Genomic DNA, 25624 nt, shown 5'->3' with positions numbered 1-25624 from the left:
GGAAATGGCCGGGAGACGAGTAAATATGGCCGTGCTGCCTCCAGGAATTGACCAGCAGACCTTCGACCGGGCCCTCAACGAGTTTCGCGAGGCGATCGGGCTGCAATGGGTCCTGGCATCCGAGCAGGACCGGGCGAGCTATCTCGATCCCTTCGATATCGGCGACCAGGACGAACACGCCAATTCGGCAGCCCTCGCGCCGGCCGATACCGATGATCTCAAATCCATACTCGAAATCGCCAATCGCTACCGCATCCCGCTGTGGCCGGTCTCGATGGGCAAGAACTTCGCCTATGGCACCGCTGCCCCCCAGATGCGCGGCAGTGTCATCCTCGACCTCAAGCGGATGAACCGCATCATCGAGATCGACGAGCGCATGGGTACGGCCATCGTCGAGCCGGGTGTGAGCTTCTTCGATCTCAAGGCAGAGCTCGACCGCCGCCAGTCCCGCCTGTGGATGTCGGGACCCTCGCATAGCTGGGGCAGCGTGATCGGCAATGCACTGGAACACGGCGTGGGCTACACGCCTTACGGCCAGCACGTCGAAACGATCTGTGGGATGGAAGTGATGCTGGCCGATGGCACGCTGGTCCGTACAGGGATGGGCGCGCTCGAAAATACGCAGGAATGGCAGGCGTTCCGCTGGCCGTTCGGGCCGGGGCTCGACGGGATGTTCACCCAGTCCAACTTTGCCATCGTCACCAAGATGGGCCTGTGGCTGATGCCCGAACCCGAAGGCATGGCCGGCGTCTGGATCAGCATTCCCCGGCGCGAGGACTATGCCGCCCTGATCGATACGCTGCGTCCCTTGCGCATGACCGACACGATCAACGCGCCCTACACCATCGCCAACGGCTGGCGCCAGATCACCGGCGGGCGGGTCAGGGCGCAGGTGTGGGACGGGCCGGGCGCGATCCCGCGCGAGCGGATGGAGGAACTGCTCGCCGAACGCGATGCCGGCTGGTGGAGCCTCACGTTCAACCTGTTCGACAGCCCGGCGGGGCTCGATCTGCGGCTCGACCGGATCCGGCAGGCCTTCGCCGCGAGCCTGCCCGATGCGTCCCTCGAAATCCGCCGCTGGCAGAGGGGCGAACGGCAGCAGAGCTGGATGCGGCAGGAAGTCAGCCTGGCCCCGCTCGGCGTGGTCGACTGGGGTGGCAGCCCGGGCGGACACAGCGATTTCGGCCCGATCGTCGCGCCGATCGGGGAACGGGCCGAGCAGGTTTACGCCAAGATCGAGCAACTCTTCATCGAATACGGCAAGGATCCGTGGATCGGCATGTTCGGGATCGGCAGCCGGGCGCTGATCTTCGTCGCCGACATGTTCTACACCCGCACCGACAAGCAGGATACCGACCGCTGCCGCGAACTGTTTCGCCAATTGTGCAAGGACATGGCCGAGATCGGCGTCGGGCTCTATCGCTCGCACCTGCTGTTCATGGAGGACGCGGTGAAGATGCACCGCTGGGGAGACAGCGCCCTTCCCCGGCTCAACGACCGGATCAAGTCGGCCCTCGATCCCAACGGAATCCTTGCTCCCGGCAAGCAGGGCATCGGCAGCTGGAAGGAAGGCAATTGAGGTACCTGCTGCCATGCCTCGGGCTTGGCGCCGCGATCGCGGCCAGCGCAGCGGTCGCACTGACCGCAGCCGAGCCGCGCGATCCCGAAGCGATCTACAACCACCAGTGCAGCTGGTGTCACGCGGCCGGAGAATGGGGCACGCGCAGCCTGGCAAGGCGAGTGCCGGCGGGAGAGGCCGAACTGCTCAAGCGCAAGGACCTGCCGCCGGCCTATACCAGGACCGTGGTCCGGCGCGGGATCGGTTCGATGCCGCAGTTCGCGCCCACGGAACTGACCGACGCCGAGCTCGACGCCCTCGCCAACTGGCTCGAAGAGCGGAACTGAGCCGACCGGTCCGGACTATTTCCCCCCGTCGCGGATGATGACATCGTCGATCTCGAGCGCGCCCGGCTGGCCTTCGCGCGGCTGGAACGCATTGTCGCGATTTCCCTCGGCGCAAATATATTCGCTGATCTCCCAATCGCTCCGCCGATTATAGAGGTAGCGGCGCCAGACCGGACGCGTGAGATACTCTGGGTCCTCGTACCTGGCAATGATCTGCAGCGTTTCGCCATCGTCGACGAGCGAATAATTCTCGGTCAGGCGCGATTGCTCGGATTGAGGAATGCCGCTCGCTTCCAGCCAGGCCTTGCCGTTGAAATTCGCGGATTCAACGACCAGCGTATCGCCTTCCCAATGGCCCACCGCATGACCCATGAAGCGCGTATCGGCATCGGGATCGGGATGCTCGCGACCGTCGAGATAGACGATCCGGAACACGGTATCCGCTTCGAACAGGTTCACCATCCGGTTGTGCGTCTGGACGATTTCCATCGGATAGGGATAACTCAGGTGCCGCGGAAGCGAGGGCAGGCATTGCGAGCCGGGATCGAGCGCCGGGCGGACCACGGCAATGGCCTCGAGGCCCTTTTCGTTCAGGTAATCCTCCGGCTTCAGCTCGACGAAATTCTCGTCGTTGTTGCGCGGGCTGGAGCGTTGCGAAATGACCCATAAGCCGCTGAAATCGGGAGTGGCGCCCGGTTGCGGCCCGTCCTGGGCGGACAGGGCCGCCGGCGTTGCCAAGGCCAGCGCCAACGCTGCCAGCCTGATTGACGCCTTCATCTCGGCTCCTCTTCATTGGTGTCGACCGCGGTCGGCGTATCGGCATTGAGAACCCGCCCGTCGGCAAACTTGACGGAAACGATCGCCCCGCCTGGCCGGCCGCTGAGCAGCGGATAGATCGTCAGGGTCACCCGGTCGCCGGGAAGGATCGACTTGCGGGTCCAGCCGCGCCGCGCGAGCACGTTGGGGCTGCGACCCTCGATGCTCCACTCCGTCACCCGGGTTTCGCCGGGAACTATGATCTGGATCCAGGTGTGCGGATTGACCCACTGGAATTCACGGACCGTGCCGGAAATCTCGACCGGATGGTCTCGGTCGAACATGGCAAAGCTGTGATGCGATGTGGCCGGGGCAGCGAACGAAAGAGCCGCCAGGGCGGCACAAAGACCGAAGAATTTCCTCAAGGCAGAGCCCCCGCTAGACAAATCCCCACCTCGATATAAGCGTATACATGGCGCGTCGGTGGTCAAGAGTGGACCGACCCGACGCAGACGATCGGGAGAATGGATTTGCGCATCCTGGCAGCCGGCGCTGCTCTCGCCCTTGCGCTTTGCGCAACGACACCGGCCATTGGCCATCACAGCTTCGCCATGTTCGACAGCCAGGCGGAAATGTGGCTGGAAGGCCGGGTGATCGAGTTCCAGTGGACCAATCCGCACACTTTCATCCAGCTGGCGGTGCGCGGGGAAGATGGAAAAGTCAGGGAATGGAGTCTCGAAGGCGGGAGCCCCGGCATTCTATCGCGCAATGGCTGGAACCGCCTGGTGCTCAAGTCCGGCGACCAGGTTCGCGTGCTGATCTATCCGCTGCGAACCGGCGATCCGGGCGGCTCCTTCGTCGAAGTGCACCGCGCCGATGGCAAGGTGTTCTACTATCATGGATAGGGCGCTGCTTCTTGCAGCCGCGCTGATGAGCCTCGTCCCCGGTGCTGCTGCCGCCGAAGTCGGTCCCGAGCCCGACGGAACCACGCCACAGGATCCGCGCGATTTCAGCGGGGTTTGGATGAATGACAACACGCTCGACGAGCGGTTGAAACGCGAAGGCCTGCGCCGCCTCGATCCGAATGAACCGGTGGCTCCGCCGCCGCCTCCGCCGCTGACCGAAGCCTATCGCGAAATCCAGCAGGCGCGCCGCGAGGCTCGCGCGCACTGGGACGAAGGTGCCGAATATTGCGACTGGCCGGGCATGCCCAAGGTGATGACCTATCCCTATCCGTTCGAAATCCTGCACACGCCCGGCCGCATCACCATGATCTTCGAAGCCGAAAGCCAGGTCCGCCGGATCTTTCTCGATCGCGCCGAGCACCTGCCCTTCGAGGAGCTCGATCCCAGCTATAACGGGGATTCGATCGGCCATTGGGAAGGCGACACGCTGGTCGTCGATACGATCGGTCTGAACGACCGGACCGAGCTGAGCGGCGGCATCCCCCATTCGGACCAGCTGCATATCGTCGAGCGCTTCCGCTATATCGATGGCGACACGATGCAGGTCGACATGGTGCTGACCGATCCGCTGGCATTCACCCGGCCGATCGAGCTTGAGCTGATCTATTCCAAGCGTCCCGATTGGCGCATCCGCGAATATAACTGCCTGGAGAACAATCGCGACGCTCCCGATGCGTCCGGCAACCGGTCCGGCGGGACGGTAGATCCGCCTGCGAGCTGAGCGGGAACGGAGACTGGATTGCCAGGAGCCAGCGCAAGCCGGCGAGGCAAACCTGGCTCCAGGCAGTACTTCGTGCATCCTCGCGAGGTCTCAAGCGATGAGGTTCTGCGGTTCGGCGCATTCTTCAAGAAGGTGAGGGCTGTTGCCTTGTCGATCGTCCCCCGCGATCCGGCTTTCGAGAATCTCGCCTTCCAAGTCAACCATCCGACACAGGTGGTCCATCTCACTATTTGCGCCGGTTGGTGCACTTTCCCTGACGGCTGCCGCGTTTGCTGTGACATGGCAACGATTGCGCCTCACAAACGCGAATTCGCCAGAGCGCGAGATGCAAGGACCAGTGCACCGACCGGGCCGGCATCGTCGCCCAGCGCAGGTGGGCAGACGAGCACATCCATTTCCGTGCTGGTCAGGGGACCCAGATAATCGGCGAGCAGGATCGGCAAGAGCGTCCGCGCCCGCTCAAGTAGGTGCGGTTGGCGGGCGGTGACGCCGCCGCCGACCACAATCTTTTCCGGAGAGAGTGTGAGCATCAAATGGCCCAGCAACTCGGCCAAATCCTGAAAGACCGGGCCCCAGGCAGGATCGTCCTGTGCGACGTCGCGCGGATGCGCAGGAAGGCGGGCTTCGAGCGCCGGCCCCGCGATCAGCCCTTCGATGCAGTCGCCATGGAATGGACAGACACCGGCAAAGCTGTCCCCGGCGACCCGGCGCAGCCGCACGTGTCCGATCTCCGGATGCATCCGTCCGTGCACCGGTCTACCGCCGATCACCACGCCGCCGCCCAGGCCAGTCCCGATCGTAAGGTAGACAAGGTTCGAACAGTTCCTGGCGGCACCATGCGCTTGCTCGGCCAGCGCTGCCCCGTTGACATCGGTGTCCAATCCGACCGGGCAGGCGAATCTTGCGCGCACCAGCTCCAGCAGGCGCACGCCGGCCCAACCCGCCTTTGGCGTATTCAAGATGGTCCCGAAATCAGGCGTCGCCGGATTGACCCGGATCGGCCCGAAGCTGGCGATGCCGATTGCCTCGATCGGCTCCTGCGCATGCCATTTCTCAATGGCGGACAACGCGGCGCCGAGTGTCTCCCTCGGGCTGGTCGTATGCAGTATGCGCCGTTCCTGGATCCGCTCACCATTGCCGACCACAGCGACGCACTTGGTCCCGCCAAGTTCCAGCCCTGCAAGCCGCGGCTCAGTTGCCTCGCTCATCCCGTTCTCACTTGCCTCGCATTATCCATCCCGGTGCAGCTGCCAAAACAGCTGCAGCTGCATGCGCTATTTCCAGCGGGTCGGGTTCCTATCGGTCAGGCCGCCAGCCATAACGCGCGATCACCCGTTTGCGAAAGCCCTTGCCAGCGCGGCGAGCTTCGAATTGGTGAATTGCTGTGCCAGGCTGGTTTCCGGCGCCACCCGGTCAAAACCGTGAAAGGCGCCGGGCAGGACCAGCAGCTGGGTCGGCACATCTGCCAGCACCAGGCGGCGCGCATATTCGATATCCTCGGCGGCGAAGAGATCGACCGCGCCCACTCCGATCCAGGCCGGCGGCAGGTTAGCCAAATCCGGTTGACGGGCCGGCACGGCTGCCACCGGTACCGACGAAGTGCCCGGCAAAGTGCCGAGGAAGCTTTCCCAGCCAAGCCGATTCTCCGGGGGACTCCAGCCAACCGTCGCGATATGCGGAGGGACCGGCGTGCTGCTGCCTGTGCGATCGTCGATCATCGGATAGACCAGGGACTGGAATAGCACCGGCACCTCGCCGCGATCGCGCGCCTTGATGGCAAGAATGGCAGCATGACCGCCGCCGGCGCTCTCACCCATCAATGCGATGCGAGTGCGATCGACGCCGAGTTCGTCAGAGTGATCATAGAGCCATTTGAGCCCGGCGTAGGTATCTTCGGTGGACTGGGTGAAGCGGGCACGCGGAGAAAGTCGGTACTCCACGCTCACGATCGTGCAATCCAGCTGGCGTGCAGTTTCCTGCAGGTAAAGCAGCTCTCCACGGGCACTGCCGACCAGGTGGCCGCCGCCATGGATGTGGAGGATCGCCGGGCGCGACAGGGTCGGTTCCGAATTGACCACGAACAGCTTGACCGCAGGCAGGACGCCGCTGGCCGGGATATCGCGCTCCGCCACGGGGATGGTCGGTAGCAGATCCGGTGCCGGCGGGCCGGCGCCTTCAGGCATGTTCCGCAGAGTTTCGGCAGTGATCGGCGGGAAACCGGTCTCGATCATGCGGCGCGCGGCAGGCCGAAGCTCAGGCGCTATCGGGACCAGCCGGTCACCAATACTGCGACCGGCAAGGCTCCATTCGCCCTGTGCTAGAGCAAGGCCCGGGCGAGCCATCAACGCTGTGGCGATCGCGGCCATGCCCAGCCGCCCCGCATCGCGCCTGCTCAGCTTCATCGCAGTTACTCCCTTCGTGCCGGCCGCCAGCATGCGATGCGGCTCGTCTGCCTCCAGGCGCAGTCTTGCGGAAATTAGGTCGCAAAGCGACCGGAATCTCTCCGCCAGGGCACGTCAGTTGGACAGCAGGCGCACGCGCAGGCCGATCGTCCTCGGAGTCGGACCAGAACCCGACAGCGGACCGTTATTGCCAACGAAAATCGGCCCGCGCTCATCGAACAAATTATTGCCGATCAACGCGAATTCCCAGCTGTCCGAGCGCAAGCCAAGAGTGGCGTTCACCAAATTATAGGGATCGGCGATGATCCCGCTGGCTTGCAGGCGATCCCCACTGTGGTTGAAGGAGATGTTGCCAAAACCGTCCCATTCATTGCTGATTTGGGTGCTGTAATTGGCATCGATGCGATAGTTTTGGGACAGCGTGTTGATCAGTCGGGCGCCCGGGCGCAGGAGTGGCTGGGCGGCGGCGATCACCTCGTTCACAGTGTCGTATTCGCTGTCGTTGATATTACCGACAAATCCGAGGTTCAGCCCTTTCAATGGCGTATGCCAGCGCAGTTCCAGATCGATACCCTGCGTCGTCGCATCGCCGAAATTCGCAAACCCGTTCACGCCATCTATACCGCCGGTTACGGAGGTCTGCAGATTGGTATATTCCAGCCGGTAGAGGTTGAGGCCGACATTGAGCGCATCGTCGATCGTGCGCCACTTCAGGCCGAACTCGAAGTTGCGCGAGCTTTCCGGCTCAAGCGCTACCGAAGCCGGAACGCCGGCCAGCTCGAGCGATTCAACCTGCACTCGAGACTGCACGATACCAGGCCGAAAGCCCGTCGCCGCCGATACAAACATCGTCAGGTTATCATTGGGCAGATAGGTCAGATTGAGGCGCCAGGTCTCGACACTGGCCTTGGTCGGAACGGTACCATCATTGTCCTTGAACGACCGGTCATCATGATAGGTGCGGATACCGGCGAGCGGTATCAGTTTGCCGTCGAGCAGTTCGTAGCTGACCTCGCCGAAGATTGCCCAGTTTTCCGTCAGCGTGTCGTTATCTGCATTGATGTCGACCCCGAAGGCCGGGATTTGCAGCGCATTGACCTGTGGCCCGCTGCCGTTCTGGTAGGCTCCGCCGACGACCCAGTGGAACGGACCATCGCCGTTGGAGTTGACGCGCAGCTCCTGCGCGAACATCTGCGGCAGGAACTGGCTCGAGAAGAACCCGGCCGGCGAAATCGGGATATTGATCCCGAACACACCTTCGAGATTGCTGGTGGCGCTGGTAACCGTGAAATCGTCGAAATCGACCGTAGCGGTCAGGCTCATCAGCTCGAAATCGCCATTGGAGAAGCTGTCCTGCCCGGCGGTGTTCTGGAAATAGACCGGATCGACCGAGGCGGTAAATCCGGTAAAGTCCTGCCGCGGCCGGAATTTCCAGTATTGCGCGCGAAGCTGCACATTGTCGGCCGGCTGCAGCAGGGCGACGACCCGGATATCGTCATTGCGCGCCTCGTTCACATTGGTCTGGTCCGGGGTGCCGTCGAACGGCCCGAAATAGGCGTCGGCATAGCCCGCATCGCGCGACAAACCGCCACTGACGCGTATCGCCAGGACATCCTCCACCAGCGGCACGGAAAACGCTCCCGCAAATCCGTAATTGAGAGCATCCGCCCCCAGCGTGCTCGAGGCTTCGGCTTCGAACGCATAATCGATGTCGTTGAGGTCCGGATCACGCGTGTGAAAGATGAATACGCCGCCGGACGAGCCCTGGCCATAGAGCGTGCCGTGTGGTCCGCGCAGCACTTCGATGCGCTCCATATCGATGAAGCGGACTGGCGGAGCGATGCCGAAATTGGTGACGATGAACGGGGTATCGTCGAGATAATAGCCGATCGGTGAATCGCCGTTCTGGGTCACATTGCCGCGCAGATTGTAAAAGCGCGAACCGTTGGATTGGCGAAAACCCTCCTGGGCCCCAGGAACGGCCGATACCAGGTCGCCGATCGTGGTGATGTTGCGTTCCTTCAGGTCTTCCCCGTCGAACACCTGGATCGCGAGCGGGACTTCCTGGATGTCCTGGACGCCTGCTTTGGAGGCGGTCACGACGATCACATTGTCCGACTGGGCACGGGCCGAAGTATCGCCCGCTTCGTCCGCCTCTCCTTCTGTCGACTGGGCGTGAACCGAACCACTGGCCAGCACGACCGCCATCGCGGTGAATGCAGTCAACCGCCGCAAATACCTCATTGCATTCCTCCCCGGTCATTCGATTGCATCTTTAGGCAATCCTTTGCATTGGCCAAGATTCCGTAATGCCTTACGCAAGTCAACCAAAAAGAGACAATCGATTGCACGACCGTGCAACGCGGGTAGCGGAGGGTCGCAGGCAAAGCGCCTCAGATTTTCAATCGGGCCTTTTCGAGCTCCAGGGCCAGCATTAGTTCGGGCGCGAAAGTTGCTCCAAACCTGCGCGCTTGCCGGCCAACCTGGCAGCCCCAGTCATCCACGAAACTGATGACCCTGAGATCGGGCATGACCAGCCAGCTGTAAGCCTGCGCGGGCGCGGCGGGCGGATTGGCAATTACCAAGCCCGTACCGTTGAGCGGCTTCCAGTCTCCCTGCAGGCTGCTGGCGACCATGCCATACAGGCCAGTAGGTCCCGCCTCGCCGGCGGGATTGAAGACGTGCCGCTGGGTCGACCAGAAGAGGTAATACAGCCCAGCATGGCAAACCACATGCGGCCGCTCCAACTCGTTATTCAGGCCGTCTGCCGAAATTATCGGCGGCAAAATCTGCCACCTGTCGAGCGTGATGTCAGTGGCGGTCGCAAGACCGACCACTCCATTATAGGGCGAAGCCGACCCTGCTGCCGACGCGGCGAAGAGCAGATGGCTGCGGCCATCCGCAGGATCGAGGAAATAGGAGGGATCGCGAAACGCCTTGATCGTCCCGATCGTGCCTTCGCCCCCCTCGCTGGCCATGTAATATGCCGGATCGCGTTGGACGACTTCCACCAGGTCGCGCCAGTCACTCAGCGCGATGTTTCCATCGAGCATCAAGGTCGCGCGCGCGCGAAAGATGCGCTGGGTGAAGGTCAGCTCGCGCTCGCCACGCTGCCCGGTAGCGGTGAAGAACAGCGTGATGGTTCTCGACGAGGCATCGAGCAGCGCAGACCCCGACCATTCCCGGCTCCCTGGAGAAAAGCCATCTGGCATGGCCGGGCCAAGATGGGTCCACTGGCCACCGCGCCGAAGCAGCAAATGGATGCGCGCATGACCGTGACGTTCGTCCGGATCGCTGAAGCGCCGCGCGCCTAGCGCCATCCACAGTGTCGCCCCACCACCGATGTCCGCCGCATGGCCATCGGCCAGCTGGACCGGCCACGCATCCCAGATGTCGAGATCCGGGGCGACGGCGGCAAAATCGGCAGCGCCGATCAAGGGTGCAACATTCTCCGGCGCAGGCTCGAATCCGCCCCGTTGCGGTGCCTGCCAGCGCGCCGGCTGGGTCCTGCCTTCGCCTTGCCGAAGCGGGAGGCTTGGCGACTGTCTCATCGGGACCTTCCCTGGCCAGCCCGGCAAGGTCGCAGCCAGGCAAACGGATCAGGTCGCCACTCGGTTTGTCCAGCCGTTATTGTACTCCCGGTTCCACCTGTCCGCGCGCGCACACCAGCGGCCACCGAACCAGCAATCGATTGCACAGCGTGGTCTGCACGTGTAACCTCATTCCGGAAAATTTCTCTGCCCGTCATTTTGCTCAGGCTCCGGCCGGCAGCGCCGCTTCGCCGCTCACGTAATCTGCTGAATTGCGTTGCGAGAGGCGATCGAGAAATGGACGCCTGGCGAGATTCCAGACGCAAAGCAGAACCAGTAGCGACGAGAACACGGCACCAAGGAGGATGGCAAAGCGGCTATCGCCCATCAATTCGCCCAGTGCGCCCATCACCAGGGGGGCGACGACGGCACTGACACAGGTGAAGAACAGGAGCAGCCCGGCGATCGAACCGTGTCGGCCCTTATCGAAGCAGCTGATCCCGGTCGAGTTGATCGTAGGGTAAAGCACCGACATGAACAGGCCGGTTGCCGGGAGTGCGAAAATCGCGGCTTCGCGGCCGCCGATCACCGCGATCCAGAACAGCAGGGTCATTGCCGCGCTGCAGGTAGCAATAACCATGGACCAACTGAACCGGCCGAGCAGCCACACTCCAAGAAAGCGGCCCGCTGCCCTAAGCACGAAAAAGATTGATACAAGGTAGCCGGCCAGGACCACCCACGATCCGCTGTAGTCCGCAATGTAGGTTGGCGCCCAGACATAGATGGCCGCTTCCGCGGCAACGTACAGCATGATCGCAGACCCGAAGAAGATCGAGGCCGGATCGCTCGCGAGGCGGATGGCGTCGGTGGCACGCGTTGGCTCGTCATTGGCCTTGATGGGCCGGGGAAACCGCGCCAGGCCAGTACCCAGGATCAGGACGCCGCACATGATCGCCGCGACCAGGTAAACCCATTTCCAGCTGGCCCCGATTTGCAGCAGATACGCGACGATGGCCGGCCCGATTATCGCGCCAACTCCGAAAAAGCCTTCGATCAGATTCATCGTGCGGGCGTGGTCCATTGTCGAACGCGACAAGTCGCCGATTAGCGCGAGCGCGCCCGATTTGAATATCCCGATGCCCAGGCCGGAGATGAACAGCAGCGCGGTGAAGAACAGGAAGTCATGCCCGGCGGCGAACAGCGCCGAACCAATTCCGAACATTGCGAGGCCCAGCAGGATAGTGGCCTTGCGGCCGAACCGGTCTGCCATGAAGCCCAGACCGATCGCCGAAATCGCAATGCCCGACATGGTGGCATACTGGAACGATCCACCGGCGGTCAGCCCGAGCTCGAACTCGCGGATCACTTCCGGGATTACCGTGCCGACGGAATCGGTGGTCATCGCGAACATTGCGAACATGCCGAAAACCAGCACCTTCAGCAGTAAAGGGCGTTCCATTCGCCCTGAGGTCGCGGAAGGGCTCATCGCTCAATCCGCCAGGTGCTGCTGGAAGAAATCGACCATGATATCATAAGCCTCTCGTGCCTCAGGGAGCTCGGAATTGTAGATGAAACCGTGGAACATCCCGTCCCACCCATGCAAGCGGGATTCCACGCCGACGCGGGTCAGGGCGTTGTGCGAGTTGAGCGCTGCAGAAAATTCAAAGGAGCGCGTGCCGCTGATGAACAGAGTGGGCGGAAAGCGGGCCATGACGCTGTCCGAGGCCAGCGGGTAGACCAAGGGATCGGCACGATCGGCGGCGCCCAGATAACTCGGCCCGGGCGGCGGGCCAGCCCGCTGCTCACCCACTGGCGGGGCCTCCAGCGGCGGCAGGTAGCCGTTCAGCGCGCCGGCAATCGCGGTCGCATCGCCGCCAGTATATCCACTCAGCGAGGCGCAGAACACACCCAGGGCTGCCGGGGCAGGAAGGTCGTGCGCCTGGAACCAGGCAACCGATTGGGCGGCCAGCACACCGCCCGCCGAGCAGCCATACAGGCCGATCCGGTCGGGCGCATAGGATTTGAGGAGTTCGCGATAGACCGCTGCCACGTCTTCGCTCGCGGCAGGAAACTGATGTTCGGGGGCCATGCGATAATCGATTGAGACGACCTTGATCCGCATGAGCGCGGCAAGCGGGACGGATTCGACCAGCGAGGCAGAACGACCGCCGGTCGTAAAACCCCCGCCATGCAAATTGACCAGCAGGCGATCCGCATTCTCGGCCGAAATCCCGCCGGTTGGTGTCACCACGTCTACCACCACGCCACCAATCCGCTGTTCGGCAATTTCGACGGCATAGCGCTCGCGCATTGGCCGCAAGAAGTCGAACATGATGCCGTCCTGCCGCAGGCGCTCATCCGCAATATCGGGGACTGCCATGCCAAACGGCTTGTCCACAACGAGGTGTCGCAGATAGCCGCGCGCTTCATCGCTCATCAGCTCTGAAAGCGGCACCTTCACCCCGTCCAGCCGAACTGTACCGTCGGGGGAAATCCGCTCGTCTGCCTGGGCATCGGCGGCTTGCGGCACGCTGGTCGCGGCCAGCAGCGTGGCGGCCGCGAAGGCAGCCAGCCGGATCGGGCCTGCTGGCCTCATTCCTCCACTTCCCCCATCAGGTCGACCAGCCCGTCAATGATGGCGCTCTCGGCGCAACCGGGCTTGAGGCGCGACGAAACGACCTCGAACGTGTACTGGCCATAGGCCTCGTCATTCGGGATATAGCCCGAGCCGGCGGTGCCGTTCGTCAGCGTTGCCATGATCGCATTGGCGTGCGGCGAGCGCGCCTTGAAGCGCTGGGCGATGAGTGTGAAGACTTCAGCATCCACCCCGCCGATATAGACGTCGCCCAGCCGCAGCATGCTAAGCCTGAGGTCGATCGGATCGGCATCCTCATAGGTTCCTGCATAACCGGCCCGACCACTGTCCAGCCGCCGCCGCCCCGGGCAGGTGGCGGTCCGGTTGGCCCCGGCGATCACCGCGGCATCGTCCGACCGTTGAAGGCTGGACCGCATTACATGCAGAACCTCTTCCGCCAGCATCAGGCCAAGCGCCGAGTTTACATGCTTCTGCTGTTCAAGCAGAAGCTGCACCCGCGGATTGGTGCGGTCGAGTCCCTGGCCGCCCGGCGGCATGGAGTTGGAAATGTCCTCGCCGCGACGGGCGTAATCCTGAATGCGGATCTCGCGCAGCTCGTAGGTCTGGTTGAAGAAGATCGGGTTCTGGTCGCCGGACGCCCCACTGGACCAAAGGGCCACGGCATTGCCGCCCAGCGAGGCTTCGAGATAGGCGGAAGCCGCACCCGGAATATCACCGCTGACCATGTCGAGATTGCCGGTTATGACCGGGTGGACCGCGTAATTGTAATAGACAGCGATCGGCTCGCCTGACAGCGTTTCCAGGCGCAACACGGCCACGGTCTTGTCGGATGCGCCCTCATAATTGGGTCCTTCCCACCAGCGGCGGCTTTCAGGATCAATGATGTTTCGGTTGACGTTGATCCACGACTGGCCGGTTCCGAATGCCATGCGCGCCGGCTGCAGCCGCGCGGCCGCCTGGCGAACCGCATCGAACAGCTTCTCTTCGTAATTGTCGCTGCGCCGGAATGGAGCGCTGTGCGTGTGGGTAGCGGTAATCATGAAGTTGTCGCGTGCAATCCCGAGTTCGCGCTCGGCGCGCTGGCGCAGGTCCTCCCAAAGGGCGGTGGGCAAGCCACCAGCATCGACCGTCAGCAGGGCGGCACGCTGCTGGCCATTATCGACGACGATGGCGCGGCCGTAGAGTGGATCCAGGATCCCTTGCGAACCGGGCGGCAGGTCTGCTGCGGCCGGAGTGATATCCACTCGCGCCGCGCCCGCGCGAAGCGGGCCGGCAGTGTCGTGGGCTGCGGCCGGAGCCGCGAACGCAACGGTCAATGCGGCGGCCAGCGCAATAAACACAGCCATCAATCGGAACTGTGCCTTCCAGGCTATTGGGCGGCTCCGTCCAGGTACCATAACCTCTCCCACAAACTCGATTCTGCAATCGATTGCTGAAAGCTATAGAGCGCATTGCCCTGAGCGGCAACTGCGCTATTGTGACCCCGCAGACAGGCAATAGGAATATTAGGGGTGTAGCAAGTTGGCAGGCAGCAAATCGCCCAAGGCGGCCAGGCCGCAGAACATCCAGGACCTGGCAAAGATTGCTGGCGTGTCGGCAGCCACGGTATCGCGCGCATTGGCGGGGACGGGCAATATCTCGGCCGGCACGCGCGAACGGATCCGGGCTTTGGCCAGCGAGTATGATTTTCGCCCCAGCAACATGGCGCGGAGCCTGCGGACCGGCCGGACCGGAACGATCGGCGTAATCGTCCCGCTCGGCCACGAGAAAATGCAGCATATTTCCGACCCGTTCTTCATGACGCTGCTGGGCTACATCGCCGATCGCATCGCCGATCGCGGCTATGACCTGCTGCTGAGCAAGGTGGTGCCGCACGATCCGGAATGGCTATCCCGCCAGGTCGACACGGGCCGGGTGGACGGAATGATCATCATCGGCCAGTCCAACCAGTCCGACGTAATCAACAGCGTTGCCCGCTATTACGATCCACTGGTCGTTTGGGGCGCGGCGCTCAGCGAACAGATCTATACTTCGGTGGGCAGCGACAACCGGCTGGGCGGCCGCATGGCCACAGAGCATTTGCTCTCGCTTGGCTGCCGCAAGCTCGCCTTTTTCGGGGATCCGTCCGTGCCGGAAGTGGAGCAGCGATTGAAGGGCTTTCGAGATGCGTTACGCGAAATGGGTGAGGATGCCGCGGGTGCGACGCTGCCGGTCCATTTCGCTGCCGAACAGGCCGTGGAAGACATTTCCGGCTTCCTCGACCTGGCGGACAAGCTGGACGGAATCTTCGCGACTTCCGACACAATCGCGATGACGGCGCTGCAGGCCCTGCAGGACCGCCGACGGCGGGTTCCCGAAGACGTCAAGATCATCGGCTTCGATGATCTTGAGCTTGCCCGGCGAACCGTGCCTTCGCTCAGTTCCGTGAGACAGGACCTCGAGGCCGGAGCGGATGCCCTGGTAGACCTGCTGTTTCGCAAGATCGCCGGCGAAAGTGTGGAATCCGTAATGTTGCAGCCGCAGCTGGCCGCACGGGGCAGCACGATTTCCGACTGACCTCAAGGCGGCGGGAGATCAGTCTTCGCCGCGCCCTGGCAGTTGCCGGATCGCTTCGTCCGCCACCCTCTCCATTACCGAATAGCCGGCGCGGGTCGGGTGCACGCCATCATTGGCGAAGGCGGGGTCGAAGGAATTGTCCGGCGCGCGCAGCGGCGTGAAATAGTCGACGAAGATCGCCCCCTTTTTCCGCGCCAGTTCGGCGAGCAGGGCATTCAGCTGCGGCACGACCGGGCGGGTATCGAATTCCGGCCGCGGCAGCAGTCGGGACATTGGCGGCATGGCAGCGAGGATAACCGCGATGCCGTTTGCCTGCGCGATATCGATCATGGATGCGACCGTCCCGATATATTCGTCCGCCGTGATTGGCCCGGTCGCTCCGCCGATATCGTTGGTACCCGTCATGATGTGAACGGCATCGGGCTGCAATGCGACTACGTCCTGCCAGAAGCGGGCCAGCATCTGCGGACTGCTCTGGCCGCTTATCCCCCGGCCGACATAGCCGTTTGCCGAGAAGTATTCCGGATCGGCTTCAACCCAACCTTCGGTAATGGAGTCACCCATGAACACGATCCGGGGCCGCTGTCCGCTCTCAATCAGCTCGGCATTTGCGTCGCGGTAACGGCAGCGCAGCGGCCAGTCTGTTGCGAACTGCTGCGCCTGGCGCGCACGGAAGGCCTCGGCGATCTCGCTGTCGCCATTGAAAAATGCAGCCGCCTGCCGGGACAGGAGATCGAGGTCGCGCGGGCGGGCTTCGAACTGCGACGCAAGCGCTTCGGCAGTCCTCGGCACCGGGAGCGGGCATTGGATGGTCGTGCCGTTCACGGCGGCAAATTCTCGCCCCATGGCGACAGCGGAATCCGCCTCGGATTGTGCCAGGGCTGGCCCGGCACAGGCGAGCAATGCAGCCCCCAGCGTGAATGTACTCCAATGCATCGGCGATCCTCACCTCTATCCCAATCTCACCAGCATAGCGGCTTCGACTGCCCGAGCAATCGTTTGCGCAATCCCATTCGTCAAGTTAGGTAGGCCTCCGGGAGACAAGTATGCGACTGACTGCCCTGCTTGCCGCGCTGGCGATGGCCCTGACATCTGCGCCGCTCCAGGCGAGCGAGCAGACATGTTGGTTGGAGAGCTGGGGCACAGCCTTGCCGTTGCATGCACCACCGCCTTCCCCATTCGGCGATGGGCCGCCTCCCCGGCAGGTGCCGGCTCCGCCACCCGATGCACCCCGGCCACCCAATCCGCGCATGCCCTATCCGCAGGAGCTGGAGAACGAGACCGTCCGCATGCAGTTGCGCACCAGCGTTGGTGGAGAACGGCTGCGGCTGGAATTTGCGAGCCGGAGCGGCGCCGAACCGGTGCGCTTCGGCGCGGTCCATGCGGCGCTCACGGATGCGCATGGCAATATCCTCGCTGGCAGTGATCGAAGCGTGACCTTTGGCGGCGCAAGCGAAATCGTCTTGCCGCCGGGCACCCGGTTGGTCAGCGACGCCGTCGAACTGCCGATCGGCCCGCTTGGTCATCTCGCCGTGTCGATCTACCTGCCAGGCGCAACTCCGGCAGAAACGGTGGACGAGATCGGGCTCATGCCGACCTTGATCGCGCCAGGCAACCAGACCGGCAACCAAGCGCTGGACGATGCGCAGGTCACGGCATCCTATTTCTGGCTGCGCGGCGTCAGCGTGCCACAGGCCTGCCATCAAGGTGGGGCGATTATCGCCTTCGGCGACTCCATAACCGAAGGTTATTCGACCACGCCGGGAACGAATAGCAGCTGGCCCGACCTGCTCGCCGAGCGGCTGCAGGCAACACCCGGCCTCGAACATTGGTCAGTGATCAACACCGGCATTTCCGGCAATCGCATCCTGCGCCCCGGCGCCGGCGAATCCGCGTTGGCGCGCTTCACTGAAGACGTCGTCAGCCGCCCTGGCGCACGCTGGGTAATCGTGCTGGAGGGAATCAACGACATCAACATGTCGATCATGCCGGGCATGCCCGCATCGCAAGCCGCAACTGCCAGCGACCTGATTGCGGGGCTCGACCAGTTGGTGACCCGCGCCCACCTGCACGGGCTCAAGGTCGCCGGGGGAACGATCATGCCCACCAGGGGCCTGCCTTTCTACAGCGCGGACGGCGAGGCCTTGCGGGCGGAGGTCAATCACTGGATCCGCACCAGCGGCCGGTTCGACGCCGTGATCGATTTCGATGCGGCTACGCGCGATCCGGACGATCCGCTGCGGATCAACCCAGTCTTCGATCCGGGCGACCATGTCCACCCCAATGACGATGGCAACCGCGCCATGGCAGAGGCTGTTGACCTGGAGATCTTCCGGCAGTGAACTTTCGCTGCAATTGCCTTCAGCTGTGCGGATCCACCCGTGATCCACCCCGCCCGAGACGCAACACTTATTGAGCTTGCCCGGAGGTGACGCGCTATTCGCAGGCGAAGCTCGCCGCACTGGCCGGATCGCCGCCCTGGTAGCGGGCAACCTTGGGATACGGGCAAAGCGGACGCGATATTCCTTCCATCGTTCGGCTGGTTGCCAGAATTCGATCGGGCGCCTGGCCGCGTTCGACCCAGTTGGTGATCGCATCGAGCATGTCGAACCGGTCAGTCGCTTCGCCCCCTCCGCAATGGAGCATCCCCGGAACCGGGAAGAAGCGCACCGCCTCGCGGCCCGGCTCACCGGTTGCGGCAACCATCTTGTTGTACCAGTCGATGATCGCGCCGGTCGCCATGCCCTGGTCCGACATCCCATTATAGACGATCATCTTGCCACCGAGGGCAAAGGTCGACAGCAGCGGGTTGTCGCCATCGCCTATCCCGCCTTGGTAGCGAATCCGCCCGAGCATCTCGTCGACCGTATAGGGCGACAGCGGGTCCCAATCGGGATCCGCAGGTGTGAGCTGCAGATAGCGGAACTGACCGAGGCCGAGCGACGAATCAGCCGAATTGGGTTCCCCGCTCTCTGACGTTCCCAACTTCATCCCGCGCCAGGCGGAAGACGCTATACCGGTATCGTAAGTGAACGGGCCGTAGATGTGTTCGCCGCTGCTGCTTATGGGCCCCTGGATCAGGTCGTCCAGTACGCCGACCTGGCCGGGAGTCAGGCAACTGTCGGTCTTCTCCCCTGTGCAGATCAATTCGCGGGGGTGGAAGCTGCAGGCCTGCCAGTCGTTGATCAAGCCGTCGGCAAGTCCGTCCAGCGCATCGCAGCGGTCGAGTACGGCACTGCGGACCAGTTGCAGGTCCCCGTCGGAAAAGGCCTTTGCGTAGATCGGGCGACCGTCTTCGTCGCGCGGAGCGATCCGGGCAATCACCCGCATGTTCCACACTTCGCCGAGCGCGAGCCGCGAAAAGCGCATGGCCGGATCCCCTGCGACAATTCCGTCGAATTCGAGCGGCAGGTGCTGCGATGCGACCAGCGCCTGACGTCCGCCATTCGAGCAGCCCAGGAAATAGGAATATTCCGGATTGGCCCCGTAGAACTGGACGATGATGCTCTTGGCCTCGAAGGTAACCTTGTCGAGCGCGTTATAGGCATAGTCGGTGCGGGCCTGCTGATCGAGCCCGAAACTGGCATCCACGATCGAACCGGAATGACCACTATCGGTCGAAACCACTGCATAGCCGCGCAGCAATGCCGGAGGACCCTCGGAATTGGCAATATTGCCGATCGCAGCCCCGATTTGTCCATCGAGCCCGCCGCCGCCCTGGAACAGGAACCGGCCGTTCCAATCGGTCGGCAGCCGCAATTCGAAGCCGATACCGAACTCGCGCCCGCCATATCCGATTCGCTTGTTGATCACTCCGCGAACAATGCAATGCTCCGGGAGCACGGGCGGCGCTCCCAGTCCGGGCGGTCCGCCGGCAGGCTGTGCCATCGGCCCGGCAGCGATCAGCTCCGCCCGCTCGATCACAAGGTTCGATCGCGAAAGCCGGGAAATGGCCTCGCAGCGCATCGCAGCGTCGAGGGCCGAGTCCTGGGCGACCGAAGGGCCCGAAGGAAGCAAGAGCGCGATCCCGGTAACTGTCAGTGCCAAACCGAGGCTGATGAATCCGGCTTTCGCGTAGTGTTTCGACATTCCTCTCTCCATTCAGTGCCACGCCGGGCTCAAATCACATGGCCCATTTCCTCACGCATTCCCGGTTCGAGCAGCATCGTTCGGCGGCAAGTCCCAGGCAGGTGCGCCGGTCGGGGATCTAACGTCAGACCGGCGCACCTTCCTCCCGCAGCTGGAGGATGCGCTCGCGATAGGTCCTGAGCCCAAGCCAGTAGAGCGCCGCCGAAGCCGGGAAGAAGATCGCCGCGCTGGTCGCGATTGCATAGCGCAGCATTGCCTCGTCGCCGAACACCATCTGGGTGAGGAACGCCACCAGCGTGGGACCGATGATGCCTCCTGCAGCCATCATCACGAACAGATAGATCGCCGTGACCTGACCACGCATCCGGTTGGGCGTGATGATCTGCAGTGCGGTGTTGAGCGATGGTGCGGCAATCAGCATCATCGCCGGCCCCAGTCCGCCCATCAACAAGGCCAGCCACGGCGAGGGCATGAGCGGCATGGCAATTGTGAACGGGATCGCGGCGGTGATAAAGATCGCCATCACGCGCAGGTTGGTGTCGGCGCGGCCGGTGCGGGCGAACCACTCGTTGAACCATACCGCCCCGTATAGCGCCGGTGCCGCCAGGCCGAGGCTGATGAGGCCCGAATAGAGCCCGATCTGCGCCGGTGCCCAACCGTAGGTTCGGGTAAAGAACGCCGCGCTCCAAGCACCCAGCCCCATCATGTGGATCGATGTGCATGCGAGCCCCAGAAACATCGGCCCGTAAAGCTTCCAGTGGCGCATCAGGTAGGCCACGACATCGCGCAAGCTCGCTCCCTTGCGCCCCGTCACGGCGACCCTCACGCCGTGTCGATCGGGTTCGCGCAACAATCCCATCAACACCATTACCGGCAGGCCGGTGAGGCCGGTGAAGACGAACACCATCTGCCAGTCGCGCACCGGGCCGATCAGAAAAAGATCGACCGCGGGCAGCCCCCCCGTGATGCTGATCAGCAATGCTCCCAGCAGCATCGAAAGTGCTGCGCCTCCTTGCAGGCCGACATTGTAGATCGCGATCCCTCGCGGCAACTTCCCGGGCTCGAAATAGTCGGCCAGCAAGGAATAGGAGAGCGGTCCGTTGATGGCTTCTCCGGTTCCGATCCCGAAGCGCGCCCAGAAGAATTGCCAGAAGCCTTGCGCGAGTCCGCAGGCGGCGGTCGCCGCGCTCCAGATCGCGATCGAAGCCATCATCAGCCATTTGCGATTGTAACGATCCACCAGTCGCGCAGCAGGAATTCCGATTACGGCGTAAAACAGCACAACCGAAAAGCCGAGCAGGTAGCTCATCTGGATATCGGTAAGCTCAAGGTCGCGTTTCACAGGCTCAACCATCAGCGTCATCACGCCGTTGTTGAGCTGTGCGCACATCTGGACGATCGCAAGCACCCAGGCGGCAAGATAGGCTTGCCGGATTGTCGGCCATGAACTTTCGTGCGAGCGATAGATTTCGATACCAGCCGGCGCGTTAGTGTTGTCGTTCAAACCAACTCTCCCCAACGCCAATTGGCTGCACTGTTTTCGTGCCTTGTTGCCCCATAGGATGCGGAGCAAGATGAAATAAGTGCTCTGAATTGGAGCGATGGATTCCGCGTAGTCGGGGTGAGATGGAATGAGCGCAAGAATCGAGATCAGGCAGCTTCATCCGCTCTTCGTGGGCGAGATCACAGGGCTGGATACGTCGCGTCCACTGTCGACCGAGGAAGTCGGCCTGGTCGAGGACGCCATGGCAAAATATGCCGTCTGCGTGATCCGCAATGCAGCGCTAGGCGATGAAAACCACCTGCGTTTCGCCAGATCTTTCGGGCCGATCGAGCTGGCTCCTCCCGGCGGAAAGCGGATTGCTCCTGAACTTTACGACATCGGAAATCTCACACCCGAAGGCGAAATCAAGCCACCGCCGGTCGATGGCGCGCAACCGACCGACTTCGAGCTGTTCCACACCGACAGCCCATTCAACTCGCTGCCTACCAAATGGTCGTTCCTGATGGCTTACGTCGTACCGCCCGAAGGGGCGAACACCGAATATGTCGATACCCGCGCGGTCTGGGACGAATTGCCGCAGGGATTGAAGGACAGAGTCGAGGGTCTCAGGGCGGATCACGACCTGTTCCGCGCGCTCCAGCGCAACGGAGTCGAGTTCGGCGACGAAAACATGCGCAAGAACTTCCCGCGCATGGCGCATCCATTGGTGCGAACCTCCGCCAACGGGCGCAAGGCGCTCTACATGGGCTGGCATGCTGTTGGTATTGAAGGTTGGGAGGAATCCAAGGCGCTCGAACTGCTGGACAAGCTTTATGCCTTCGCGACCCAGCGCAAGTTTGTCTACTCGCACAAGTGGATCGTGGGCGACATGGTCATCTGGGACAATCGCTGCACCATGCACAGCGCGACCTCGTTCGAACGCTACAAATACAAGCGCGATATGCGCAGGACCACGATCAACGAATACGGGCCCGAAGTCTCGACCATCGAAGCGATGAAGGCCGACGCCGGTTGAGCCAATCGCAATCGCCCTGGGCTGCGCCGAAGTGCGGGAATGGGATTGCTTTACTTGTGCCGGTGCATTCTTATGCGATCCGAGAGGATTGCATGGACGCTGCGCAACGCATCTATCAGGCTTCGACGCGCGAAGAGCCCGGCGACGCGCGCCTTGCCGAGCGTTTGGCGCGACAGATCGAGGACGACATTGCTTCGCACGATTTGCCAGCGGGCGACGGACTTGGCTCGCTGCGCGACCTCTCGCGCCGTTATTGCGCCGGTCGCGCAGCAACTCGCGAGGCCGTCGGACTGCTTGAGCGGCGGGGGCTTGGGCGGCTTCGCCCCGGACCCAGCGGCGGGTTTATCGTTTCAAGCCCGACTGCCATTGCCGTCGGCAAGGAACTTGCGGATTATTTCGAGTCTGCTGCATCCGACCAACGCAGCCTTACCGATGCACGCGAGGCGATCGCAGGTTTCAGCGATGAATCTGCTTTTGAACCGCTGCTTCGGTGTCTCGATCATTCAGAGAGCGGGCCAAGCGAAGAACGCGTCGGCCTGACAGTCGCGGATGAGCGAACATTGTCAGGATCGCTCGCAAGCCGGATTGCCGCTGAAATTGTCGAGGGCGGCAGACCGGGGCAAAGGATCGGTTCCGAGTGGGACTTGTGCGAGCGCTTCGGCGTGAGCCGCCTGACATTGCGCCAGGCCATTCGCCTGTTGCAGGACGGCGGCTTCGTCGAATGCCGCCGCGGGCGCGGCAACGGGCTCGTGATTCATAACCGCCGGCGCATCGGCGCCATGCGTCTGCTGCTCGCATATTTCATCGGCAGTCGGCTCGATGTCCGCAATGCCGGAACCATGTTGTTTCGCCTCAATCGTTTTATTCCAGCGCTGGCAGTCGAGCGGGCCAGCCCGGCCCAACTCGAGGACCTGAGGAAGCGACTTGCCAAGGTTGCCGCCAGCGACCCGATTGACCGCGTCGAATTACTCGGCCTGGTGCATTTCGTGTCGCAGCTTGCCGACAGTCCCATGATCGACTTCTACTCGCGCTGCCTTGCCGCCCATGAGGCGCGGTTCCACCCTGCCCTGCCCGAGCGACTGCCGCGCAAGCTCCAGACAGCCTATTTTTCGCTGGTCGAGAATTTGCTCAAGCGCGCACCGTTCGAGACCGCGCAGGATCTGGCCAAAGCGAAGGCCCAATCGTCGAAGGTCTTGCTTGAGATGAGCCTCAGCCGTCCGATCTAGCTGTTTCCCGGGGCGAATAGAGATCGCGCTGCAGGGTCTTTGCTGCAACAAGATAATGGATCGCGGCCCAGACGAAAAACACCAGCAGCGAGATCAAAGCAAATCGTAGTCCTTGCGTGGAGGCGGAGAGGCAGGCGATATCGAGCTCCGTTCCGATACCGTCGATGCCGCGACCACCTGGGCAACTGGCGAAGAAGCCCGCCGCGCCGAATGCGCGCTGACCAAGAACGTCGCTGAGATAGCCGGCGACAGTTGGCCCGAGACCGGCGCTGAGAATTCCGACCACAAGGGCAATGACCGCCGACGTCGTGGCGCGCATGCGCGGCTTGGCAAGGTTCTGCATGGTCGCGGCTGTTTGCGCCATATGCGTGGCCAGAAGGAGGTTGCCGAAGAACAGGCAGGTCAGCGAAACAGCAATATCCTTGCTGATGAATGCGCCAAAATAGGCTGGAGTGCAGGCGACGAGGGCGATCGCCGGCGCGCGCATGGCCCAGCGTTGGTCCCGCCGGGCCAGGCGATCGAACCAGAATCCGCCCAGCAACATCCCGATGCCGTTGGAAAAGAAGCTGACGATACCGAACAGCACGCCCAATGTGGCCAACGGGACCTCGAATCCGCGCAGATAAAGCGGCAGGACAAAATTGGCGATGGCATTCATCGCGAATCCCGCGACGATGAAACCGAGCAGCAACTGGCGAAAGGTCGGTTTGGCCCACAGGTAACTGACAACGTCCCTGAGCCCTGGAGCATCCTTGGCTTCCGGTGTTCCGGCTATGCCATCGGCAAGACCGCGGGGCGGCTCGCGGACAGTGAACAACACCAGCAGCGCGACCAACACGCCCGGTACGCCCATCGCATAGAATGCCACCCGCCAGCCGAACTCGCCCGCGACAATTCCCCCCACCGATTGGCCCATCAGGAAACCAAGCGGAGCGCCCAGGAGGGTAATCGCCAGGACAGAACCTCGCCGATCGCGCTCAACCTGATCGGACACCAACGAACTGGTAACCGGCTGCGCTCCCGCTTCGCCCACCCCTACTCCGATCCGTCCGAGCAGCAACGTCGCAAAGTTTGCAGCCAGCCCGCAGGCTGCCGTCATCATCGACCAGGTCGCGACGCAGATGGCCAGCATCCTGGTGCGATTGACGCGTTCCGCCATCATTCCGAGCGGCACGCCCAGGACAGAATAGAAGATCGCGAAACCCAGACCCTGCAGGAGTCCGAGATCCGTGTCAGTCAGTTGCAAGTCTTCCTTGATCGGCTGGGCAAGGACATTGAGAATCGCCCGGTCCGCAAAGTTCAGGATCGCGACCAGCAACAGGACAAAGACCAGCCAGCGCCGATAGCCGGGCCGCAGCAACGGGTGACTCGCCTGAGTCGGGGGCGCTTCTGCCTGTTCCATCTCCCTGCCCGCGCCCTAGGGGATCGCGCTCTCGATCACATCGGCGGTCTCGACCACGGCGACATGCTGCAAGTCATGCGTGAAGGGCATTTCCTCCACTCGCCAGCCGGGCTTCTGCCGCAACTTCTCCGCCATCGGCGCAAAGGTGTCGTTCTGATACCCGGTGGCAACGACGAAGGTCTTCTTCGGCACCAGCTCACGCTTGCCGGTCAGCTTCGCCCTGTCGCTGAAGCAATAGACCGACTGCGGGGTCCGCCGGTCCTCGTAGGACTGCCGCGCATCGGCCTGCATATGCGCATTGAACCCGACCAGCTTGGCGCGCGGTGGCGGGACGAGGTAGTCGCCCTCCTTCTCGGGCAGGTGCGCCGGCATGTGCGTCAGTTCGTTGAGGCACTCGCCGTCCTCGGGATAGAAGGCATCGAGATACATCAGCGACTGCACGACGCCTTCCGGAATCAGTTCCAGCGCCTGCGAGACCGGCATTCCGCCATAGGAGTGCGCGACCAACAGGACGTCATCGAGTTCCTCGTAGCGGATGACATTGGCAATATCCTGCGCATGCATTGCGAGATTGACTTTGGGGCTCGTGAGGTGGGCCCGCTCGCCAAGGCCGGTCAGCGTGGGAGTAAAGACATAATGCCCGCGATCGCGCAGCAGGTCGGCCACCTTGCGCCAGCGCCAGCCCCCGACCCAGGCCCCGTGGACGATTACGATATTTGCGCGCTTGTCCGCCATGCTTCAGTCCCTTCTCCGAGTCTCAGGCTTCGCTCAGCGCAGCTTCGGCATGGGGCACGACCGTGACATTGTGCGCCTGCAAACGCGGCAGGACTTCCTGCCCGATCCGCCGGATCTGATTGAGATACATTTCCTGCGACATGTCGCCGCGATTGCAGACGAGCAGGACATTGTTGGCTCCGGCATCGTCGCATTCTGCGATGATCCGCTCGACGATCTCGT

Annotated in this window: 23 protein-coding genes; 8 read left to right on the top strand and 15 right to left on the bottom strand. The window is 62.7% G+C overall.

Features of this window, described 5'->3' with window-relative positions; all coding sequences use genetic code 11:
- Window positions 1-25 precede the first annotated feature (25 nt).
- Window positions 26-1579, top strand: coding sequence for an FAD-binding oxidoreductase (locus tag AC16XC_RS10775; protein WP_484034660.1), 1554 nt, complete (start codon window positions 26-28; stop codon window positions 1577-1579).
- Complete coding sequence (locus AC16XC_RS10770) at window positions 1576-1905, top strand: c-type cytochrome (protein ID WP_484034659.1); 330 nt, start codon at window positions 1576-1578, stop codon at window positions 1903-1905. Before AC16XC_RS10775 ends, AC16XC_RS10770 begins: the two co-directional genes overlap by 4 nt.
- Before the next feature lie 15 nt (window positions 1906-1920).
- Here AC16XC_RS10770 and AC16XC_RS10765 read toward each other — a convergent pair whose 3' ends face one another.
- A complete protein-coding gene (locus tag AC16XC_RS10765; protein ID WP_484034658.1) occupies window positions 1921-2682 on the bottom strand; it encodes a hypothetical protein in 762 nt (253 codons plus the stop codon).
- A complete protein-coding gene (locus AC16XC_RS10760; RefSeq protein WP_484034657.1) occupies window positions 2679-3260 on the bottom strand; it encodes a DUF6152 family protein in 582 nt (193 codons plus the stop codon). The genes AC16XC_RS10765 and AC16XC_RS10760 overlap by 4 nt, the downstream gene beginning before the upstream one ends.
- On the opposite strand from AC16XC_RS10760, the gene AC16XC_RS10755 reads away from it, so the two are divergent.
- Entirely contained in the window at window positions 3186-3566 is a 381-nt protein-coding gene (locus tag AC16XC_RS10755) for a DUF6152 family protein (RefSeq protein WP_484034656.1), read from the top strand. The two genes, AC16XC_RS10760 and AC16XC_RS10755, sit on opposite strands and share 75 nt — an antisense overlap.
- Entirely contained in the window at window positions 3559-4347 is a 789-nt protein-coding gene (locus AC16XC_RS10750; RefSeq protein WP_484034655.1) for a hypothetical protein, read from the top strand. The genes AC16XC_RS10755 and AC16XC_RS10750 overlap by 8 nt, the downstream gene beginning before the upstream one ends.
- A 296-nt stretch (window positions 4348-4643) precedes the next feature.
- On the opposite strand, the gene AC16XC_RS10745 is transcribed toward AC16XC_RS10750, so the two are convergent.
- The 7 genes from AC16XC_RS10745 to AC16XC_RS10715 all read right to left on the bottom strand — a co-directional run bounded on the left by AC16XC_RS10745 (window position 4644) and on the right by AC16XC_RS10715 (window position 14221).
- Window positions 4644-5555, bottom strand: coding sequence for an ROK family protein (locus AC16XC_RS10745; protein WP_484034654.1), 912 nt, complete (start codon window positions 5553-5555; stop codon window positions 4644-4646).
- A 120-nt stretch (window positions 5556-5675) separates the two neighbouring features.
- Window positions 5676-6749 (bottom strand): alpha/beta hydrolase, encoded by a 1074-nt coding sequence (locus AC16XC_RS10740; protein ID WP_484034653.1) that lies wholly within the window; start codon window positions 6747-6749, stop codon window positions 5676-5678.
- Between the two features lie 114 nt (window positions 6750-6863).
- Complete coding sequence (locus AC16XC_RS10735; RefSeq protein ID WP_484034652.1) at window positions 6864-8993, bottom strand: TonB-dependent receptor; 2130 nt, start codon at window positions 8991-8993, stop codon at window positions 6864-6866.
- A 149-nt stretch (window positions 8994-9142) separates the two neighbouring features.
- On the bottom strand, window positions 9143-10300 hold the full coding sequence (locus AC16XC_RS10730; RefSeq protein WP_484034651.1) for a glycoside hydrolase family 68 protein: 1158 nt from the start codon (window positions 10298-10300) through the stop codon (window positions 9143-9145).
- 202 nt (window positions 10301-10502) lie between these two features.
- Complete coding sequence (locus AC16XC_RS10725) at window positions 10503-11738, bottom strand: MFS transporter (RefSeq protein ID WP_484034650.1); 1236 nt, start codon at window positions 11736-11738, stop codon at window positions 10503-10505.
- A 30-nt stretch (window positions 11739-11768) separates the two neighbouring features.
- Window positions 11769-12875, bottom strand: coding sequence for an alpha/beta hydrolase fold domain-containing protein (locus AC16XC_RS10720; RefSeq protein ID WP_484034649.1), 1107 nt, complete (start codon window positions 12873-12875; stop codon window positions 11769-11771).
- On the bottom strand, window positions 12872-14221 hold the full coding sequence (locus AC16XC_RS10715; RefSeq protein WP_484034648.1) for a neutral/alkaline non-lysosomal ceramidase N-terminal domain-containing protein: 1350 nt from the start codon (window positions 14219-14221) through the stop codon (window positions 12872-12874). Before AC16XC_RS10715 ends, AC16XC_RS10720 begins: the two co-directional genes overlap by 4 nt.
- A 175-nt stretch (window positions 14222-14396) precedes the next feature.
- On the opposite strand from AC16XC_RS10715, the gene AC16XC_RS10710 reads away from it, so the two are divergent.
- Window positions 14397-15431 (top strand): LacI family DNA-binding transcriptional regulator, encoded by a 1035-nt coding sequence (locus AC16XC_RS10710; protein WP_484034647.1) that lies wholly within the window; start codon window positions 14397-14399, stop codon window positions 15429-15431.
- Between the two features lie 18 nt (window positions 15432-15449).
- Here the strand turns inward: AC16XC_RS10710 and AC16XC_RS10705 are convergent, their stop codons facing one another.
- Window positions 15450-16367, bottom strand: a complete 918-nt coding sequence (locus AC16XC_RS10705) for a GDSL-type esterase/lipase family protein (protein ID WP_484034646.1) — start codon at window positions 16365-16367, stop codon at window positions 15450-15452.
- A gap of 269 nt (window positions 16368-16636) precedes the next feature.
- Between AC16XC_RS10705 and AC16XC_RS10700 the strand changes: the two genes are divergently transcribed.
- Window positions 16637-17773 (top strand): SGNH/GDSL hydrolase family protein, encoded by a 1137-nt coding sequence (locus tag AC16XC_RS10700; RefSeq protein WP_484034645.1) that lies wholly within the window; start codon window positions 16637-16639, stop codon window positions 17771-17773.
- Between the two features lie 94 nt (window positions 17774-17867).
- Here AC16XC_RS10700 and AC16XC_RS10695 read toward each other — a convergent pair whose 3' ends face one another.
- Window positions 17868-19520 (bottom strand): tannase/feruloyl esterase family alpha/beta hydrolase, encoded by a 1653-nt coding sequence (locus tag AC16XC_RS10695; RefSeq protein ID WP_484034644.1) that lies wholly within the window; start codon window positions 19518-19520, stop codon window positions 17868-17870.
- A gap of 124 nt (window positions 19521-19644) precedes the next feature.
- Window positions 19645-21024 carry an MFS transporter gene (locus AC16XC_RS10690; RefSeq protein ID WP_484034643.1) on the bottom strand — a complete coding sequence of 460 codons (1380 nt, stop codon included), beginning with the start codon at window positions 21022-21024 and terminating at the stop codon, window positions 19645-19647.
- 127 nt (window positions 21025-21151) lie between these two features.
- Here AC16XC_RS10690 and AC16XC_RS10685 point away from each other — a divergent pair, with 127 nt between their 5' ends.
- Window positions 21152-22039, top strand: coding sequence for a TauD/TfdA dioxygenase family protein (locus AC16XC_RS10685; RefSeq protein WP_484034642.1), 888 nt, complete (start codon window positions 21152-21154; stop codon window positions 22037-22039).
- Window positions 22036-23265, top strand: a complete 1230-nt coding sequence (locus AC16XC_RS10680) for a FadR/GntR family transcriptional regulator (RefSeq protein ID WP_484034641.1) — start codon at window positions 22036-22038, stop codon at window positions 23263-23265. Before AC16XC_RS10685 ends, AC16XC_RS10680 begins: the two co-directional genes overlap by 4 nt.
- Here the strand turns inward: AC16XC_RS10680 and AC16XC_RS10675 are convergent.
- The 3 genes from AC16XC_RS10675 to AC16XC_RS10665 all read right to left on the bottom strand — a co-directional run.
- Entirely contained in the window at window positions 23249-24667 is a 1419-nt protein-coding gene (locus tag AC16XC_RS10675; protein ID WP_484034640.1) for a spinster family MFS transporter, read from the bottom strand. The genes AC16XC_RS10680 and AC16XC_RS10675 overlap by 17 nt on opposite strands.
- A gap of 15 nt (window positions 24668-24682) precedes the next feature.
- Window positions 24683-25402, bottom strand: coding sequence for an alpha/beta fold hydrolase (locus AC16XC_RS10670; protein ID WP_484034639.1), 720 nt, complete (start codon window positions 25400-25402; stop codon window positions 24683-24685).
- 22 nt (window positions 25403-25424) lie between these two features.
- Window positions 25425-25624, bottom strand: a 200-nt coding sequence (locus tag AC16XC_RS10665; protein WP_484034638.1) for a hypothetical protein, incomplete at its 5' end; no start/stop codon positions are given.

It is taken from the genome of Candidatus Andeanibacterium sp. (genome assembly GCF_057143545.1).
This window is presented reverse-complemented; position numbering and strand designations above follow the sequence as displayed.